The organism is Streptomyces sp. NBC_01515 (genome assembly GCF_045040345.1).
Lineage (GTDB): Bacteria > Actinomycetota > Actinomycetes > Streptomycetales > Streptomycetaceae > Streptomyces.
The window spans coordinates 5,928,957-5,946,095 of the sequence record NZ_CP109416.1; the positions used below are offsets into that span (position 1 = coordinate 5,928,957).

At 69.5% G+C, this 17,139-nt stretch carries 16 protein-coding genes and 1 riboswitch; of the genes, 7 read left to right on the plus strand and 9 right to left on the minus strand.

The window, feature by feature from the left end; genetic code table 11:
- Positions 1-121: 121 nt before the first annotated feature.
- Positions 122-1,813, plus strand: coding sequence for a globin domain-containing protein (locus OG407_RS26645; protein WP_405861821.1), 1,692 nt, complete (start codon positions 122-124; stop codon positions 1,811-1,813).
- Positions 1,814-1,829: 16 nt separating this feature from the next.
- Here OG407_RS26645 and OG407_RS26650 read toward each other — a convergent pair whose 3' ends face one another.
- From OG407_RS26650 to OG407_RS26670, 5 genes are all read right to left on the minus strand, one after another.
- Positions 1,830-2,312: an NUDIX domain-containing protein gene (locus tag OG407_RS26650; RefSeq protein ID WP_033285763.1), complete on the minus strand. Its 483-nt coding sequence runs from the start codon at positions 2,310-2,312 to the stop codon at positions 1,830-1,832.
- 122 nt (positions 2,313-2,434) lie between these two features.
- On the minus strand, positions 2,435-3,340 hold the full coding sequence (locus tag OG407_RS26655) for a LysR family transcriptional regulator (RefSeq protein WP_365301147.1): 906 nt from the start codon (positions 3,338-3,340) through the stop codon (positions 2,435-2,437).
- Positions 3,341-3,568: 228 nt separating this feature from the next.
- Complete coding sequence (locus OG407_RS26660; RefSeq protein ID WP_405861823.1) at positions 3,569-4,726, minus strand: cystathionine gamma-lyase; 1,158 nt, start codon at positions 4,724-4,726, stop codon at positions 3,569-3,571.
- On the minus strand, positions 4,723-5,217 hold the full coding sequence (locus tag OG407_RS26665; protein WP_405861825.1) for a low molecular weight protein-tyrosine-phosphatase: 495 nt from the start codon (positions 5,215-5,217) through the stop codon (positions 4,723-4,725). The genes OG407_RS26660 and OG407_RS26665 overlap by 4 nt, the downstream gene beginning before the upstream one ends.
- A gap of 7 nt (positions 5,218-5,224) precedes the next feature.
- The gene (locus tag OG407_RS26670) at positions 5,225-5,602 is read right to left on the minus strand and encodes a phage holin family protein (RefSeq protein ID WP_327402826.1); all 378 of its coding nucleotides are present in this window, start codon (positions 5,600-5,602) and stop codon (positions 5,225-5,227) included.
- Positions 5,603-5,650: 48 nt separating this feature from the next.
- Between OG407_RS26670 and OG407_RS26675 the strand changes: the two genes are divergently transcribed.
- The 4 genes from OG407_RS26675 (at position 5,651) to OG407_RS26690 (ending at position 8,217) form a co-directional block, all read left to right on the plus strand.
- Positions 5,651-5,968 carry a cupin domain-containing protein gene (locus tag OG407_RS26675; RefSeq protein ID WP_262060822.1) on the plus strand — a complete coding sequence of 106 codons (318 nt, stop codon included), beginning with the start codon at positions 5,651-5,653 and terminating at the stop codon, positions 5,966-5,968.
- A gap of 196 nt (positions 5,969-6,164) precedes the next feature.
- Positions 6,165-6,377 carry a DUF5326 family protein gene (locus OG407_RS26680; RefSeq protein ID WP_328681535.1) on the plus strand — a complete coding sequence of 71 codons (213 nt, stop codon included), beginning with the start codon at positions 6,165-6,167 and terminating at the stop codon, positions 6,375-6,377.
- A 568-nt stretch (positions 6,378-6,945) separates the two neighbouring features.
- Positions 6,946-7,680, plus strand: a complete 735-nt coding sequence (locus OG407_RS26685) for an IclR family transcriptional regulator (protein WP_405868614.1) — start codon at positions 6,946-6,948, stop codon at positions 7,678-7,680.
- A 99-nt stretch (positions 7,681-7,779) separates the two neighbouring features.
- Complete coding sequence (locus OG407_RS26690; RefSeq protein WP_328681540.1) at positions 7,780-8,217, plus strand: SsgA family sporulation/cell division regulator; 438 nt, start codon at positions 7,780-7,782, stop codon at positions 8,215-8,217.
- Between the two features lie 248 nt (positions 8,218-8,465).
- Here OG407_RS26690 and OG407_RS26695 read toward each other — a convergent pair whose 3' ends face one another.
- Positions 8,466-9,989: a YibE/F family protein gene (locus tag OG407_RS26695; protein ID WP_405861829.1), complete on the minus strand. Its 1,524-nt coding sequence runs from the start codon at positions 9,987-9,989 to the stop codon at positions 8,466-8,468.
- 71 nt (positions 9,990-10,060) lie between these two features.
- Positions 10,061-10,250, plus strand: a riboswitch (TPP riboswitch).
- On the opposite strand from OG407_RS26695, the gene thiC reads away from it, so the two are divergent.
- Positions 10,243-12,081: a phosphomethylpyrimidine synthase ThiC gene (thiC, locus tag OG407_RS26700; RefSeq protein WP_405861831.1), complete on the plus strand. Its 1,839-nt coding sequence runs from the start codon at positions 10,243-10,245 to the stop codon at positions 12,079-12,081. (Overlaps the previous riboswitch by 8 nt.)
- A gap of 66 nt (positions 12,082-12,147) precedes the next feature.
- On the opposite strand, the gene OG407_RS26705 is transcribed toward thiC, so the two are convergent.
- Complete coding sequence (locus tag OG407_RS26705) at positions 12,148-13,377, minus strand: serine hydrolase domain-containing protein (protein WP_405861833.1); 1,230 nt, start codon at positions 13,375-13,377, stop codon at positions 12,148-12,150.
- Between the two features lie 240 nt (positions 13,378-13,617).
- Between OG407_RS26705 and OG407_RS26710 the strand changes: the two genes are divergently transcribed.
- A complete protein-coding gene (locus OG407_RS26710) occupies positions 13,618-14,646 on the plus strand; it encodes a hypothetical protein (protein ID WP_405861835.1) in 1,029 nt (342 codons plus the stop codon).
- Positions 14,647-14,804: 158 nt separating this feature from the next.
- Here the strand turns inward: OG407_RS26710 and OG407_RS26715 are convergent, their stop codons facing one another.
- Together OG407_RS26715 and OG407_RS26720 are read right to left on the minus strand one after the other, a co-directional pair.
- Positions 14,805-15,665, minus strand: a complete 861-nt coding sequence (locus OG407_RS26715) for a hypothetical protein (RefSeq protein ID WP_405861837.1) — start codon at positions 15,663-15,665, stop codon at positions 14,805-14,807.
- Positions 15,666-15,857: 192 nt separating this feature from the next.
- Positions 15,858-16,973, minus strand: a complete 1,116-nt coding sequence (locus OG407_RS26720) for a metallophosphoesterase (RefSeq protein ID WP_405861839.1) — start codon at positions 16,971-16,973, stop codon at positions 15,858-15,860.
- Positions 16,974-17,139 lie beyond the last annotated feature (166 nt).

Below are 17,139 nucleotides of genomic sequence, written 5' to 3' on the forward strand. Positions count from 1 at the left end.
GATGTGGCTGTATCGGCAGCTTGACCGAACGGGGAGAAGCAAGCCGTCCGCGCGGAAGCGGGAAGCTTCCGGCTGAGGAAGCGCGCAGACCGACCGAAAGATGTTCGAGGCGAGGCACACCATGGACGCTCCGACCACCCCGTCGGCCGACAACGGCACGTCCGGCGGCAGCGGCGGAGGCGGCTGGTTCACTCCGCGCAAGCAGCCGGAGGTGCCTCCGGGCGAAGAGCGTGGGACGAGGGAGGGACGGCGTCCGGCCGTGCTGCGTCCGGTCCGCAGGGGCGCGGCGGCGGGGAGCAAAGAGCCTCCGCCCACGGCGAGTTCGGCCCCATCGACTCCACCAGCGGTGTCGGCTTCGGCGGCCTCATCGACTCAACCGGCCCCGGCGGCCCCACCCGCCCCACCGGCTTCGAGCGGTGAAGGTGCCGCGTCTCATCCGGACGGGTACGCCGCTCAGCGGGACGTGCCACCCGCACAGCAGCGAATACCGGCGGCCGTGACCGCCCCGCAGTCCTCGCCCTCTGCCCAGCGCTCAACTCCCGCCCAGCCCATGGCTCCCGCGCCGGCAGCACCCCCGCCTCCCGCTCCGCAGCCCGCCGCACCCGCTCCGGCCGTCGCCGAGGCTGGCCCGGCCGCCTCCACCCCCGCCCCTGTGCGGGTGCCCGCTCAGCGTTCGTCCGGCCCCGCCGCCGAGAAGGCCTCACCGGACGCCGTCCTCATCCGCCGGACGATGGCCGAAGTCGGCGCCGTGGCCGACAAGGTCACCTCGTACTTCTACGCGCTGCTCTTCGTACGTCACCCCGAGCTGCGGTCGCTGTTCCCGGCGGCGATGGACACCCAGCGGGACCGGTTGCTCAAGGCGCTGCTGACAGCCGCCGAGCACATCGACAACACCGAGGTCCTCGTCGCGTATCTGCAGAATCTCGGCCGCGGCCACCGCAAGTACGGCACCCGGCCCGAGCATTACCCGGCTGTCGGTGAGTGCCTCATCGGTGCCCTGAACAAGTACGCCTCCGCCGTCTGGGACGCCGAGATGGAGGCGGCCTGGGTGCGGGCTTACACGACGATCTCGCAGGTCATGATCGACGCTGCCGCCGCGGACGAACTGCGGGCTCCGGCCTGGTGGCACGCGGAGGTCGTCACCCATGACCTCAGGACCCGGGACGTCGCCGTCGTGACCCTCCGCCCGGATCAGCCCTATCCCTTCCTCGCCGGGCAGTACACGAGCCTGGAGACGCCCTGGTGGCCGCGGATCTGGCGGCACTACTCGTTTGCCTCGGCGCCCCGCTCGGACGGGCTGCTGACCTTCCACGTGAAGGCCGTTCCGGCGGGCTGGGTCTCGAACGCGCTGGTGCACCGCGCCCGGCCCGGCGACGTCATCCGGCTCGGACCGCCGACCGGCTCGATGACCGTGGACCACACCACCGACAGCGGACTGCTCTGTGTCGGCGGCGGCACCGGCATAGCGCCGATCAAGGCACTGGTCGAGGACGTCGCCGAACGCGGCGAGCGGCGCCCGGTGGAGGTGTTCTACGGCGCCCGTACCGACCACGACCTCTATGACATCGACACGATGCTCCGGCTCCAGCAGTCGCATCCGTGGCTCGCGGTCCGGCCGGTCGTCGACCGGCAGGGGAACCTCCAACTCCCGGACGCCATACGCACGTACGGGCCCTGGAACGAGTACGACGCCTACGTCTCGGGCCCGCCCGGAATGATCCGCAGCGGTGTCCACGCCCTGCGGGACGCCGGCATCCCGACGGAGCGCATACGGCACGACTCGGTCGAGGAACTGGTGGCCGCCGGGGACTGACCGGGTGCCGGAGGCCTCAGCCCAGGTCGGGCGCGTGCATCGCGAGGACTCCTTCGATGTTGCCGTCCAGGTAGTGCCGTAGGGACAGGGGCACGAGGTGGACGGACGCGATGCCTACCCGGGTGAACGGCACTCTGACGATCTCGTATTCGCCGAGGGGTTCGTCCACTTCGGGGCCGTGGCGTAGCGCCGGGTCCATGGACTCCAGGTGGCAGACGAAGAAGTGCTGCACCTTCACGCCGGTCGAGGCCGCGTCCGCGCCGATGTGCTCGACGGTGTCCACGAAGCAGGGCACCACGTCGGTGATCTTGGCGCCGAGCTCCTCGTACACCTCCCGATGCAGGGCGTCGACGACGGTGGTGTCCTCGGGTTCGACCCCTCCACCGGGCGTGACCCAGTAGGGATCGACACCTGGTTTGGTGCGCTTGATCAGGATCAGGGCGTCGCCGTCGAGGAGAACGGCACGTGCGGTGCGCTTGACCACGGGTCGGACGGTCATGGGAGAAATGTGGCCCGGCTGGTTCCACGTGAAACATCGCGGGACGTGACCTTGACGGTTCGGAGCGTGATGTTTCACGTGAAACCGGCGGGTTCGCCGCGGAACCGCGGCAAAGTGCCTGGTCAGCCCCAGTGGGCGGCGGCGCGATGGAGCCACTCGTGGGCGCGGGCGATGTGCGGCATCGCGAGAGTGCCGGTGCGGACCACGAGGAAATACGTCCGCAGCGGCGGAATCGCGGGTTCGTGGAGCGGGACGACCTCGCCGCGTTTCAGCGCCAAGGCGCACAGATAGCGGGGCAGCACCGCGAGCCCGGCGCCCGCGATCGCGCACGCGAGGACCGCGCGGAGGTCCGGCACGATCACGGTGCCCGGGGCGGCCGGGCGGGAGTCGAAAACGGAGGCCCAGTACCGGGAGACGAACGGCAGTGACTCGTGGACCTCGATCACGGGGAGGTCGTCCGGGACGGGCGTGTCCTTGGGGCCGAGTTTCGCGGAGCCGATCTGCTCGGCCCGGTGCGGGGCGGCGACCAGGACGTGCTCCTCGTCGCAGAGCGTTGTCGCGGTGAGCAGAGCACCGCGCGGACGGGCCGTGCTGATGGCCAGATCATGATGTCCGGCCGCCAGTCCCTCCAGGGTCTCCTCGGCGTTCCCGAAGGACGCCCGCAGTGCGAAGCCCTGGCCGTCGTCCCCGGTCAGCTCCGTGAGTGCGGGCAGGGCCCGTTCGGCGGTGAACTCGGGGGGACCGGCGAGATGCAGGGTGCGCAGCGAGGCGTCGTTGTCGGGACCCGTCTCGGCTATCTCCACGAGGGCGTCGAGATGAGGCGCGGCCTTGTGTGCGAGTTCGTCGCCCATGGTCGTGGGGGTGACCCCACGGGCCTGGCGCAGGAACAGGGGGCGGCCCAACTGCCGTTCCAGGGTGCGGATCTGGGACGTCACCGCCGGCTGTGAGAGGCCGAGCAGGGCCGCGGCGCGGGTGAAGGAGCCGGCCCGGTGCACGGTCACGAAGGTGCGCAGCAAGGCCAGGTCCATGGCTCGCACTCTCCTTTCCCCGCCCTTCCTCCGGCCCTGGGCAGGGCCCAACTATAAATAAGTCGATAGGCCTCTGTCGCTACTGTGATTGGACACTGACACAGAGTCAACTAGCCTTGTGCGCGCGGTTCTTCGCGCGGAGAACCGAGGACGGTCCGAGCCACGAGGGGGGAGGCTCGGACCGTCCGCTGTGCGTAGCCGGACACCGGCCGGCGGTACGTAAAGCGGTCACCGTGCCGACTCGTCCAGCGCACGCAGCACATCGGCCACCAGGTCCTCGGGGTCCTCGGCACCGACCGAGAGGCGAACGAAGCCCTCCGGTACCGCGTCCCCTCCCCAGCGGCCCCGCCGCTCGGCGGTGGACCGCACTCCGCCGAAGCTCGTCGCGTCGTCCACGAGCCGCAGCGCGTCGAGAAAACGCTCGGCACGCGCGCGCGTGGGCAGCGTGAACGAAACCACACACCCGTAGCGCCGCATCTGCTGCGAGGCGATCTTGTACGAGGGGTCGTCGGGCAGCCCCGGATAGCGCAGGCCCGACACGTCGGCCCGTTCGCGCAGGGTCTGGGCGAGGATCAGCGCGGTGGCGTTCTGCCGGTCGACCCGCAGCTGGAGGGTGGCGATCGAGCGGTGCGCGAGCCAGGCCTCCATGGGCCCGGGAATCGCGCCGACGACCTTGCGCCAGCGCCGTACGGCGGCCATCGCGGCGGCGTCGGTCCCGGCGACGTACCCGAGGAGGACGTCCCCGTGCCCGGTGAGCTGCTTCGTACCGCTCGCCACGGCGAAGTCGGCGCCGAGTTCCAGCGGACGCTGCCCCAGGGGCGAGGCGAGCGTGTTGTCCACGGCCACGAGGGCGCCACGCGCGTGTGCCGCCTCCGCGAGCCGTCGTACGTCGCACACGTCGAGCCCGGGGTTCGACGGGGTCTCCAGCCACAGCAGCTTGGCGCCGTCGAGGAGGTCGAGCTGGGCGTCCCCGCCGGTCGGCGCGGTGCGCACCTCGATGCCGTACGCCTCCAACTGCTCGCGCACCAGGGGCAGTACCTGATAGCCGTCGTCGGGCAGCACGACCGCGTCGCCCGCGCGCAGCTGCGAGAAGAGCACCGACGAGATGGCGGCCATGCCGGAGGCGAACACGAGCGTCTCGACGCCGTCCTGCCCGGGCGCCTCCAGCTCGCCGATCGCGTGCTCCAGGTGGGTCCAGGTGGGGTTCTCGTCGCGGCCGTACTTGTACGGGCCCGTCGCCTCGCCCGGGAGGTGGAAGTGCGCGGCGAACACCGGCCCGGGGAGCGTCGGTTCGTACTTGACCGGCTCGGGCAGCCCGGCCCGCACCGCACGGGTGCCGTCTCCTACGTCGCTCCTGATGCCTCCGTCTGCAGCGGAATCACTCATACCGCTCGTCCTTCCACTTCGTCCCGCACCGCGGCGAGCAGACCCTCGCTCGCCGCCTCCACCATCTCAAGACACCCTTCGAAGCCGTCCAGGCCCCCGTAGTACGGATCCGGGACGTCGAGGTCGTCCTCGTCGGCGCCCGGGTCGTAGGAGCGGAGCAGGTGGACCTTCTGGGCGTCCTGCTCGGTGGGGGCGAGGCGGCGCAGGGTCTTGCGGTGGCCGGAGTCGAGGGCGATGACGAGGTCCAGGCGGGCGAACCAGGAGGCCTGGAAGCGGCGGGCGACGTGGTCGGTGCCGTAGCCGTGCTCCTCCAGGACGGCGACGGCGCGCGGGTCGGCGCCGTCGCCCTCGTGCCAGCCGTCCGTGCCCGCGCTGTCGACCTCGACCAGGCCGTCGAGCCCGGCCTCCGCCACCCGCGCGCGGAAGACCGATTCGGCCATCGGCGAACGGCAGATGTTGCCGGTGCAGACGAAGCTGACGCGGTACGTCATCGCGCGCTCAGTCCCCTTCGGGCAGGACGACGTTGAGCGCCCAGGAGACGACCGAGATGATGAGGCCGCCCAGGACGGCGGTCCAGAAGCCCTCGACATGGAAACTCAGGTCGAACTTGTCGGCCAGCCATGAAGTGAGCATCAGCATCAGCGCGTTGACCACCAGGGTGATCAGGCCGAGGGTCAGGATGAACAGCGGGAAGGTCAGCACCTTGACGATCGGCTTGACCAGGAAGTTCACCAGGCCGAAGACCAGGGCGACGAGGAGCAGTGTCCAGACCTTCTTGAAGGTGCTGTCACCGGTCAGGGTGATCTTGTCGAGCAGCCATACGGCGACCGCCAGGGCACCCGCGTTGGCGATCGTCTTGACTAGAAAATTCTTCATGTGTCTGATCGTGACAGAAGAGATCGACTCCGAGCGTGGACGAGGGCGATGAAGGCATTCCGGTTGGACGAACTGGAGGCGGAGCGCGCCGCCAACGATGGTGCGTACCTGCAGTTCCTGCGCGAGAAGAACATGTCGGTCGGCCTGTACGCGCTCGATTCCGGTGAGCACGACCGGCAGCAGCCGCACAACCAGGACGAGGTGTACTTCGTGGTGAGCGGCCGGGCCGCGATCACCGTCGGCATGGAGACCACCCAGGTGGCGCGTGGCAGCGTCGTCTATGTGCCGGCCGGGGTGGCCCACAAGTTCCACCACATCAGCGAGGACCTGCGGGTGCTGGTCGTGTTCTCGCCCCCGGAGGCCTGACTCTCCACCCGAAGCCTGACCCGCGTCTCAGGGTTCCCTAGGGGAACGGTCAGGGGTGGACAAGGGATGCGAGGCCCCCGTTTCGCCTTCGCCCGCCCTAGCATCGAGTGCAGGACATCAGAGATCCGGTACGGGAGTGCCGGACACAGACCGGACCCGGTACGAGCGACGGGCGGAGAGGTACAGGACGAGGACAATGCGAGAGATCTTCGCGGGACTGCCGTGGTGGGTGAAGTGGGTCGCGGTGCCGGTCATCGCCCTGGTCGTGTTCGGCGGGCTGATAGCGACCGTCGTGGGCTTTGTCATCGGACTGCTCTTCAAGGCGCTGGTCTTCGTGGCCCTGGTGGGCGGACTGGTCTACGTCGTGCGGAAGTTCACGTCGAGTTCCTCCTCACGCAGCGACTGGTGAGGTCCCGCTGGGGCGACCGGTGATCGGTAACAGGAATCACCGGTTCCCTCGGGCGGGGGAAGTTTCCCGGACAGGTGGTCTACGGGCGGTGACGGGCGGTTAAAGTCCGGAATTCGACGCGGGGACGAACCCCGCGGGCGGCGCACCCCCTCCCCGTGTTCCCCGCACGGGCTGCCCCCTCGCGCTCCGGGAGTGACCCTTGGCCACGGTTGACACCGCACCCGTAGAACCACACGCACGCCCCACCCTGCCCGTCCCGCCCACATGGCCGCGCTCGGTGGCGGTCCCCGCACACCTGCGGCCGGTGGCGCAGCCGGGTCCGGTGGAACGGTCCGGTGCGGTGGCTCAGCCAGTTTTGGTGGAACGTTCGGGTCCGGTGCCACAGTTGCGTCCGGTGTCACAGCCAAGGCCGGTAGTACAGCCAAGTCCGGTGGTACAGCAGCGCCCGGTGCCGACTCCGCCGAGGCAGCGCTCCGCGAGGGCCACCGACCAGCAGCCCTTCACCGCGGCCCCTGACCGGCGGCCCTCCGCGACGGCCGACGGCCCGCAGCAGTCCGCCGTCACCCTCATCGGCTCCGTCCAACGGGCGATGCGCCTGCTGGAGTCCGTCGCCGGACACGAACATGGCGCCCCCGCCAAGCAGTTGGCCCGCGAGACCGGCCTCGCCCTTCCCACGGCGTACCACCTGCTGCGCACCCTCGTGCACGAGGGATATCTCCGGCGCGACAAGGGGCTGTTCTTCCTCGGGGAGGCGGCCGAGCGGCTGAGCAGCAGCGGGGCGCAGGAGAAACGTCGCAGCACGATCGTCGACGCGTTGGCGCGGTGGCGGGATTTGATCGGTGCGCCTGTGTACTACGCGATGTACCGCGACGGCGAGATCGAGGTCCTGTGTGTCTCCGACACCTCCGGCAGTCCGGCGGTCGAGGAGTGGGCGGACTTCCGTGAGACGGGGCACGCGCACGCGATCGGCCAGTGTCTGCTGGCCCAGTTGGACGAGGACGTCCGCCGCGACCACCTCGACCGCTACCCCGTGCTGTCCCTCACGCCGTACACCGTGCGCGACGGCCATGCCCTGGTGCGGCGCCTGGACCGGATGCGGCGGACGGAGCTGGTGGTGGAGCGTCAGGAGTACGCGCTGGGGACGGTCTGCGCGGCGATTCCGATCACGCTCGGCGCCACGGCCGCCACGATGGCCCTCTCCCTGCCCGCGCATCAGGCCGACCGACTGCCGGGCGCGGCGCGGCAGTTGCAGGCCGAGGTCGGCAGGCTTCTGGGGTCGCTCGCGCTCTCTATCAGTATCTGAAAACTTACTCCTTGTGATCTAACGTGTACGTTAAGCAATATTCCTTCAGTGTCACGGGGATCATTCCCAGCCAGGCGACGGCAGTTGACGGGATAGGCGATGCGCGAGTCCGTACAGGCAGAGGTCATGATGAGCTTCCTCGTTTCCGAGGAGCTCTCCTTCCGTATCCCGGTCGAGCTGGGCTACGAGACGTGCGATCCGTACGCCGTGCGGCTGACCTTCCATTTGCCGGGGGACGCACCGGTGACCTGGACCTTCGGCCGCGAGCTGCTGATCGACGGGGTGGGTATGGCGTGCGGGGAGGGCGACGTGCGGATCGAGCCCGTCGACCCCGAGACGCTGGGCGAGGTGCTGATCCGGCTTCAGGTGGGCAGCGACCAGGCGCTGTTCCGCACCGGCGCGGCACCGCTCGTGGCGTTCCTCGACCGCACCGACCGGCTGGTTCCGCTCGGTCAGGAGGGCGCCCTCGCCGACTTCGACACCCACCTCGACGAGGCGCTGGACCGCATCCTGGCGGAGGAGCAGAGCGCGGGGTGAGGTGTCGTGTCGGCGGCGGGGTCGGGAGTTGGCGTAACGCTTCGCCACGGACTCTGAAGCCGCACGGGCCGTGAAGCCGCTGGAAGCGCCGGGAACCCTGAAGGGCCCTGTGGAGTTCTGAAGGCCTCGGGTGAGGTTGAAGTACCGCGGGTCCGGGGATCCGCAGTAACGCTTCTGCGTGGCTCCCTGGGGCGGTTCTCGCCGCCCGCCGCAGTGCCTGCGGTGAATCAATCAGCGCCCACGGCGTCTCAGTGCTTGCGGCGCCGGCCCTTCCCGCCGCGCGCCGGAGCGGGCTTGGCGTTCGGCGCCGCCGTGGCCGACGCGGCTGTCGTAGCCGAGCCCGGTCCAGCCGCACCCGCCGGAACCGCCTCGCGCCCCGGTCGGTCCGCCGAGACCACCAGGGCCGCGAGGGCCGTGGTGACCGGTACCGATGCGACCAGGCCGATGGAACCCACCAGCGTGCGCACGATCTCCTCGGCGACCAACTCGCTGTTGGCGACCGCGCCCACGCTGCTCTGCGCGATGGAGAAGAGCAGCAACAGGGGCAGCGCGGCGCCCGCGTAGGCGAGGACGAGCGTGTTGACGACCGACGCGATGTGGTCGCGGCCGATGCGGATGCCGGCGCGGTACAGCCCGCGCCAGCCCATCGCGGGGTTCGCCTCGTGCAGCTCCCAGACCGCCGATGTCTGGGTGACCGTCACATCGTCGAGCACGCCGAGCGAACCGATGATGACGCCGGCGAGCAGCAGACCGCTCATGTCGATGGACGGGTACAGCCCGTGGATCAGGCCCGTGTTGTCGTCCGTGTTGCCGGTCAGCGCGGCCCAGCCGATGAACACCGAGCCCAGGACGCCGATCAGCACCAGCGACATCAGGGTGCCGAGCACCGCCACCGATGTTCGGGCCGACAGGCCGTGGCACATGTAGAGGGCGATGAGCATGATGGCGCTCGATCCGACCACCGCCACGATCAGCGGGTTCGAGCCGTGCAGGATCGCGGGCAGGATGAAGAAGTTCAGGATCATGAAGCTGATGGCCAGCGCGACCAGCGCCATGACACCGCGCAGCCGGCCCACCACCACGACGGCCAGCGCGAAGATCCCGGCGAGCAGTGCCATCGGGAACTTACGGTTCACATCGGTGACGGAGTACTGCAGATCCCTGGGCGCGGAGGGCTCGTACGCGACCACGACCTTCTCGCCCTGATGCAACTGCCGTGACTGGTCGGGCTGCACGATCTCCGTGAACGTACGGCCCTTGTCCTTGCCGGTGGAGACCGTGACCGTGGCCTTCTTGCAGGTGCCGCCCGCTTCCTGCGCCGCAGAGGAGCCCTCGGCGGTGGAGGTGTCCCCGGTCGAGCCTCCGCCCGATGCGTTCACCGAGGCGCAGCTCACGCTGATGACCTTGGTGACCGTCGCCTGCTGTGTCTGCCGGTCGAAGCCGACCCCGGTGCGCTTGTGCGACGGGGCGCCGCCGGGCCAGAGCACCACCATGCCGACCACGACCGCCACCGTGAACGGGATCAGGATCGCCGCGATGACCTTCCGCAGATGCCGGGAGACGGGGGCGGCGGGGCCGTGGTTGTGCGAGTGACCGTGTCCTCCACCGCCTGCTCCGGAACTGTGCCCGCCGTCGCCACCCGGGCCGTGTCCACCGTCCCCACCCGAGCCGTGGTCGTGCCCGGAACCGGAGCCGTGGTCATCGCTGGGTCCGTGGTCGTGGCCATGCGGCCGCCCGGTCGGCGGGTACGGGGGCTGCTGTGTGGTGGTCACCGCCCGATCATCGCAAGAACGCCGGAGGCCCACTGTTCAGCGCGCCACTTATGACGCTAGCGTGGAGGCACCTTTGCACACGCGGGAGCTCGGAGCACCGGGCTGAGAGGGCGCTGACCTTCGTCTTTGCGCTGTTTCACGTGAAACGTCACCTGAATCGAGTGATGTTTCACATGAAACATCGACTGACGGAAGCCGCTGCGTCGACCGCCGAACCTGTTACCGGGTAATGCCGGCGTAGGGAGTAGGTCTCATGACCAACAAGGACGCACACACGTCTGCCGTCAGCCAGGACGAACAGCCCATTCCGGGCGAGGAGTTCGCGCGGGCCGAGCAGCCCACGGCGGCCGGAGAACCGGCGGAGGCCGAGCAGTCCATCGGCTGGCACAAGGGGTACGTCGCGGGCTCGCGCCCCGATCTTCGGGTGCCGGTCCGTCAGGTGCACCTCACCAATGGGCAGTCCGTGACGCTGTACGACACCTCCGGCCCGTACACCGATCCGCTCGTCGACACCGACGTCCGCAGGGGGCTGGCGCCGCTGCGGGAGAACTGGATCATCGCCCGCGGCGACACCGAGGAGTACGCGGGCCGGCCCGTCCGCCCCGAGGACGACGGGATCAAGCACACCTCACCGCGCGGTGGACTGCGCAACCTCGACGCGGTGTTCCCCGGCCGGCCGCGTCAGCCGCGGCGCGGGCGGGACGGCACGGCGGTCACGCAACTCGCCTACGCGCGACGGGGCGAGATCACGCCGGAGATGGAGTTCGTGGCCGTAAGGGAGAAGGTTTCGCCCGAGGTGGTCCGGGAGGAGATCGCGGCCGGGCGGGCGGTGCTGCCGGCCAACGTCAACCACCCCGAGATCGAGCCGATGATCATCGGTAAGCGGTTCCTGGTGAAGGTCAACGCCAACATCGGCAATTCCGCGGTCACTTCCTCCATCGAGGAGGAGGTCGAGAAGATGACCTGGGCGACCCATTGGGGCGCCGACACGGTCATGGACCTGTCCACCGGCCGCAATATCCACACCACCCGTGAGTGGGTGCTGCGCAACTCCCCCGTCCCCATCGGCACGGTGCCGCTCTACCAGGCGCTCGAAAAGGTCGACGGCCGCGCCGAGGAGCTGACCTGGGAGATCTACAAGGACACGGTCGTCGAACAGGCCGAGCAGGGCGTGGACTACATGACCGTCCACGCGGGCGTGCGGCTGCCGTTCGTACCGCTCACGGCGAACCGCAAGACGGGCATCGTCTCGCGCGGCGGCTCGATCATGGCGGCCTGGTGCCTCGCGCACCACAAGGAATCGTTCCTCTACGAGAACTTCGAGGAACTGAGCGAGATCCTCGCCGCCTACGACGTCACGTACTCGCTCGGCGACGGCCTGCGGCCGGGGTCGATCGCGGACGCCAACGACGAGGCGCAGTTCGCGGAGTTGCGGACGCTCGGGGAACTCAACACGATCGCGAAGCGTTTCAACGTACAGACCATGATCGAGGGCCCGGGACATGTCCCGATGCACAAGATCAAGGAGAACATCGACCTTCAGCAGGAGATCTGTGATGAAGCTCCGTTCTATACGCTCGGCCCGCTGACGACGGACGTCGCGCCGGCGTACGACCACATCACCTCCGGCATCGGTGCCGCGATGATCGCCTGGTGGGGCACGGCCATGCTCTGCTACGTCACGCCCAAAGAGCACTTGGGCCTGCCCAATCGTGACGACGTCAAGACCGGCGTCATCACCTACAAGATCGCCGCCCACGCAGCCGACCTCGCCAAGGGGCACCCCGGTGCGCAGGAATGGGACGACGCGCTGTCCGACGCCCGCTTCGAGTTCCGCTGGGAGGACCAGTTCAACCTGGCCCTCGACCCGGACACGGCACGGGAGTTCCACGACGAGACGCTTCCGGCGGAGCCGGCCAAGACGGCGCACTTCTGCTCCATGTGCGGGCCGAAGTTCTGCTCGATGAAGATCTCCCACGACATCCGGCGTGAGCACGGCGGGAGTCGGGAGGAGATCGAGGTCGGGATGGAGCAGAAGTCGAAGGAGTTCGCCGCGGCGGGCAACCGGGTGTACCTGCCGATCGCCGACTGACGGCGACCGGCCCGGCTCTCGCTCGGCTCTTGCTCAGCTCTCGATCGGCTCTCGGCCAGTTCTCGGTCAGTTCTTGGCGGGGTTCTCGCACAGGGCGTGGTCGACGAGGGTGCCTGTCGCGCGGTTGAGGGCGGTCAGGTCCGGGGGTGCGGTGGTGGTCGTGATGGAGACCGTCACCGCGCGCCTGCCGTCCGCGCTCACCGCGGGGCGGGTGTTGACGCCCGCGCCGTCGCCCTCGTGCGTGTAGTAGAAGCCGCCGCAGGTCAGCGGGATCTTGCGGAGGCCGAGACCGTAGGTTCCCTCGGGCATCTCGGCGACGTCCTCCGGGTCGTCGGTGCGCTGGACGGTCTGCCGCATCTCGCGCCACTGCTCGGCGGGCAGCAACCGGCCGTCGGCCAGGGCGCGGAAGAAGGTGTTCAGGTCGGCGGTGGTGCTGACCACACCGGAGTCCGCGGTGTGCTGGTAGCTGTGCTCGGTGACGTCGAGACGCTTGCCGTCGGCGGTCGTCAGATAGGCGTTCACATGTGGGTCGGGCAGGAACGGGTTGAGCCCGGGAATGGAGGTGTTCCGCAGTCCGAGCTTCGCGATGATCCGGTGCGCGACCAGGTCCTGCCAGCTCGCGCCGCCGGCCTTCTCGGCGATCATCCCGGCCAGCAGGTAGTTGGTGTTGGAGTACGCCCAACGGGTGGGCCCGCCCGGCCGGGGTACGAACACCGGCCGGTGCTTCATCGCCACCGCGACCAGGTCGGCCGTGGAGGTGGTGTCGTAGCGGTTCTCGTCGAAGTGGTTGATCAGCGCGTCCTGGATTTCCGGGTCGTCGATGTAGTCGTACAGGCCGCTGGTCTGGCGGAGGAGGTCGCGGACGGTGATGCGGCTGCCGTCGTTGCCGTTGCCGGCGACGACTCCGGGCAGCCAGTGTTCGACGGTGTCGTCGAGCGACAGGCGCTTCTCCGCGACGAGTTGGAGGACGACGGTCGCCACGAAGGTTTTTGTCGTGCTGGCCACGCGGAAGTGCGCGTTCCAGGGGATCGGGGCCGTGGAGCCGGCCGTGCGGGTGCCGATGCGGGCCATGAGCGGGGTGCCGTTCGGGCCGTCGACCCTGGCCAGCACGTTCACGTCGCCGCCGCCGGCCTTTCGTACGGCTGCGAGGTCCTGGCGGAGCGTGTGCTCGGTGTAGGACGACGGCTTCGGCGCGGTGTGCCCGGTGGTGGCGGTCGCGGCCAGGGGTGAGCCCAGGGCGAGGAGCGCTGCTGCCAGCACGGTTGCGCCGGTCTTCTTCGGCGACGGCATCTGCATGGTCGTATCCCCCGGTGTTCTGGTTCCTGGTCGGTGACGATCACCAGCCAACCGGATCTGTCGGCGCGAGGGGATGGGACTGTCCTCCGGATGGGGGGTGCACCTGGCCCCCCTTACGGCCTACGGGTTTGCCCCCGCCCGTAGATTCGTCTGTGGAGTGGAACTGCTCCGGGGGATGTTGGGTTGTGGGTTGTGGGTTGTGGGTTGTGGGTTGTGGGTTGTGGGTTGGGGGACTGGGGGATGGGGACCGTGATTTTTCTGCAGGTGACGGACGAGGCGCAGTCGCTGGCGTGGGACGGCGATGATCTGGTCGATGTCGTGGGTGGTCGGCGCTGGGGGCCTGATGGGGTGGAGCGCCAGGTCTCGGACGATCATGGGTATTCCTTCGACCGGAGCGTCAGCTCTCCGTCCGGCCGCTTCACCGTGGTCTACGACGAGCGGGGCACCGGGGCACTGTTGCTGGAGGGCGACCGGCCGGTCCGTGAGCTGGAGCGCAATGACGACTACGCCGAGGACTTCGACTATCCGGTCGCCCTCGGGGTCCTGCCGGACGGCCGTGAGGTACTGGTGCACTGCCCGGACCAGTACGACCTGCTTGAGATCGAGGACGCGGAAACGGGCGAGCGGCTCACGGTCGGCGACCGTACGCAGAACGACGTCCTCCACTCGCGGCTGGCGGTGTCTCCGGGTGGCACTCATCTGTTGTCGGCGGGCTGGGTGTGGCATCCGGACGGGATCGCCGAAGTCTTCGACCTGGACCGGGCGTTGAGGGATCCCGCTGTGCTCGACGCCCTTGGCGTGCCGTCCTTCTACCCGGGCAACAGTTCCGAGGTGATCTCGGCCTGCTGGCTCGACGGTGACCGCGTGGCGGTGGCGACCGGGGAGGAGTTCGTCGACGAGGAGCAGAGCGCGGAGACCGAAGGCCTGGGCAAACGGCAGTTGGGCGTGTGGTCGCTCTCCGGGAAGCGGTGGGTGCATCGCAACAGGGTCGACTTCCACATCGGCACGCTGATCCCGCGGGGTGACACGCTCGTCTCGCTGTACGGGCATCCGCGGCTGATCGATGTCACGACGGGGGCGTCGATGGCGGAGTGGCCGGCTGTGGAAGTGCCGAGCAGGGAGGGGAGTTACGGGGTCACCCACATCCCGACGCCCGTCGCGGCCCTGCACCCGGACGGCCGGCGGCTGGCTGTCGCGCAGGCCGAGAGCATCGCGGTCATCGATCTTCCTGAGAGGCGTCCTGAGGAGGCGTCCTCAGAGGAGTCCTGAGTGGAGTCCTGAGTGGAGTCCCGGCAGGGCTTACCGACGGGGCGTCCTGAGGGACTTGCTGTTCGAGGCGCGCAGCACTCGGCCGCCCCTGTGACCTGGTCACCCGGTGACCGGGCGTTCGGCTTGCGCTCCCCTGGTTGGGGGCGCAAGCCGAGGGGCTAGTCCGGCTGGTGTTCGGGCCCCCCGAAGTCCGGGCTGCTGAAGTCCGGGCTGGAGAAGCTCGGGCGGTGACCCGGCTCCGGGCCGTCGTCCGGGCTGGAGAAGCCCGGGCGGTCGTAGCCGAGGTTCGGCATGCGACTCGGGGCCTTGGGTGTCGTACGGCGGAGTGTCGCTGTGCTCGGCGCCGCGAGCGCCTCCTGGAGGAACGGCAGGAGGCCGCGTTCCAGGAGGGCGTCGTGCCAGGCATCCCTGGCGCGGGCCACTTCGCCGCCCGACTCGCCGTAGGGGCCGGTGTCGAGCGAGGGCCTGTTGCGCAGGGCGGTGAGCAGTAGGCCGACGGCGGCGACCAGGATCGCCGCGGCGGTCATGGCGCCGAACACCCAGCCGGCGGTGAGCATGGTCTTGGCGAACGCCGGCTCGGGGCTGAGCATCTTGAGGATGTAGCCCACGAGCAGGAATATCGCCGCGGCCGTGCCGGCGAGGACGGGGGTGAGGACGGCGGCGACGGCGATGGCGCCTGCACCCTCGGCCGCCTCCCCCAGGGTGGTGGCGAGCCCCATCGCGCCCACGCCGCCCGGCTCCGCGGAGTCGGTCTCGTGGACGGCCGACGGGGTGGACGGCGCCGGCCGGCGCAGTTCCTCGCGGACCTTCACATAGTGCTGGTACTCGGTCGCCGCGGCCGCCGTGATGAGCGCGGTGGCGTTCAGCGCCATGGTGCGCAGCTGTTCGGGGTTGAGCCGCTTGCCGACAGCGGCCAGTTCCGGGCGGGTAGGGGCGGAGCGCAGCGCCTCGTCGAGGATCCGCTCGTACTCCTGGCGGTCCTCGCTGTGCAGGTGCTGCGGAACGCTGTTCATGTGCATCCCCCGATGCTCCGTAGGGCTTGGGGCTCGCATGCCAACGAGCCGTCGGGCAGAAACGGAGGGGAGCCTGCTACGGATAAGCCGATGGTAGAGCGGCGACGGCATACGGTGACAGGGGGTTTCCAGAAATTGGCCCCTGGCCAGCGCTGTCGTCCGCCGGTCCTCCGGAGGGGACGACTGCCCGATAAACGCTCAGATATCCAGGGGCAGTTGCTGGACCAGCAGTTTTCCGGCCATGGTCACGCCGCCGTCCATCGCGATGGCCAGTCCCTCGGCGTAGACGTGCGGTCCCTCGACCACGGGACCGGCGGTGTCCTCGCCGTCCTCGGAGCCCACGTCGCCCAGGAGATACGGAATCGGGCTGTGGCCGTGCACGATCCGGGTGCCGCCGTACATGCCGAGCAGGGAACGGACGTGCTCGGCGCCGCCCTCGTCGCGGAAGGAGAAGCGCTTGGTGAGCTTGCGGAACACGTCCCAGACCTCGTCCGCGTCGTTGCGCGTGAGGGTCTCGCGGACGTTGTCGTTGACCGCCTCGATCGAGTCGCCGTAGTCGAGGTACGCGGTGGTGTCGGAGTGGACGAGCAGGTGGCCGTCGACCTGCTCCATGGCGTCCAGGCGGGCCATCCACTGCAGGTGGACGTCCTGGAGGCGGTCCATGTCGGTCTTCTGGCCGCCGTTGAGCAGCCAGGCCGCCTGGAAGGTGGCGGTGCCCGCGCCGGAGTTGACCGGGGTGTCGCCGAAGCGCTTCGCGCCGAGCAGGAGCAGCTCGTGGTTGCCCATGAGCGCCTTGCAGTAGCCGCCGGCCGCGGCGGCCTCGGCGGACAGCCGCATGACGAGGTCGATGACGCCGATGCCGTCGGGTCCGCGGTCGGTGAAGTCGCCGAGGAACCAGAGCCGCGCGGTGCCCGCGCACCAGCTGCCGGCCGCGTCGATCAGGCCCTTCTCCCGCAGGGCGGCCACCAGTTCGTCCAGGTAGCCGTGCACATCCCCTACGACGAACAGCGGACCGGGGCCCTCCGTCTGCTGCGGGACGGCCATCGACGCCGGGTCCACCGCGACCTGAACCGTGTCACCCCGACGGATGACGGGCAGATCGCGCTGCGTGGGCGTGTAGCCCTCCGGATAGACCTCGTCGAAGGCCTCGTCAAAGGCCTCCTCGTCGGGTCGTACGGCCTCGCCGGGCTGCGCGCTGTCGGCGTACGGACCGGTCTCGTGGACGTACGCGGGTACCCGGAAGTCGCGCAACGTCGCCGTCCGCTCCGTCTCGGGTCCCTGACCGGCCCCCTGAGTCATCGACCCCTCCACCATCGCGCCGCAGCTGCACCGCGTCGGACTGCCTGGTCGCAGCGGCCCGCGGTGTCGTGGGCCCATCATAGGAATGCGGATCGCGCCATGTGATGACCCAGGGGTGCTGAATCGGACCAGGACTCCGGTCCACCGCGGCTTTCGCCCCGATTGGGCAGGGGTTCGGCTG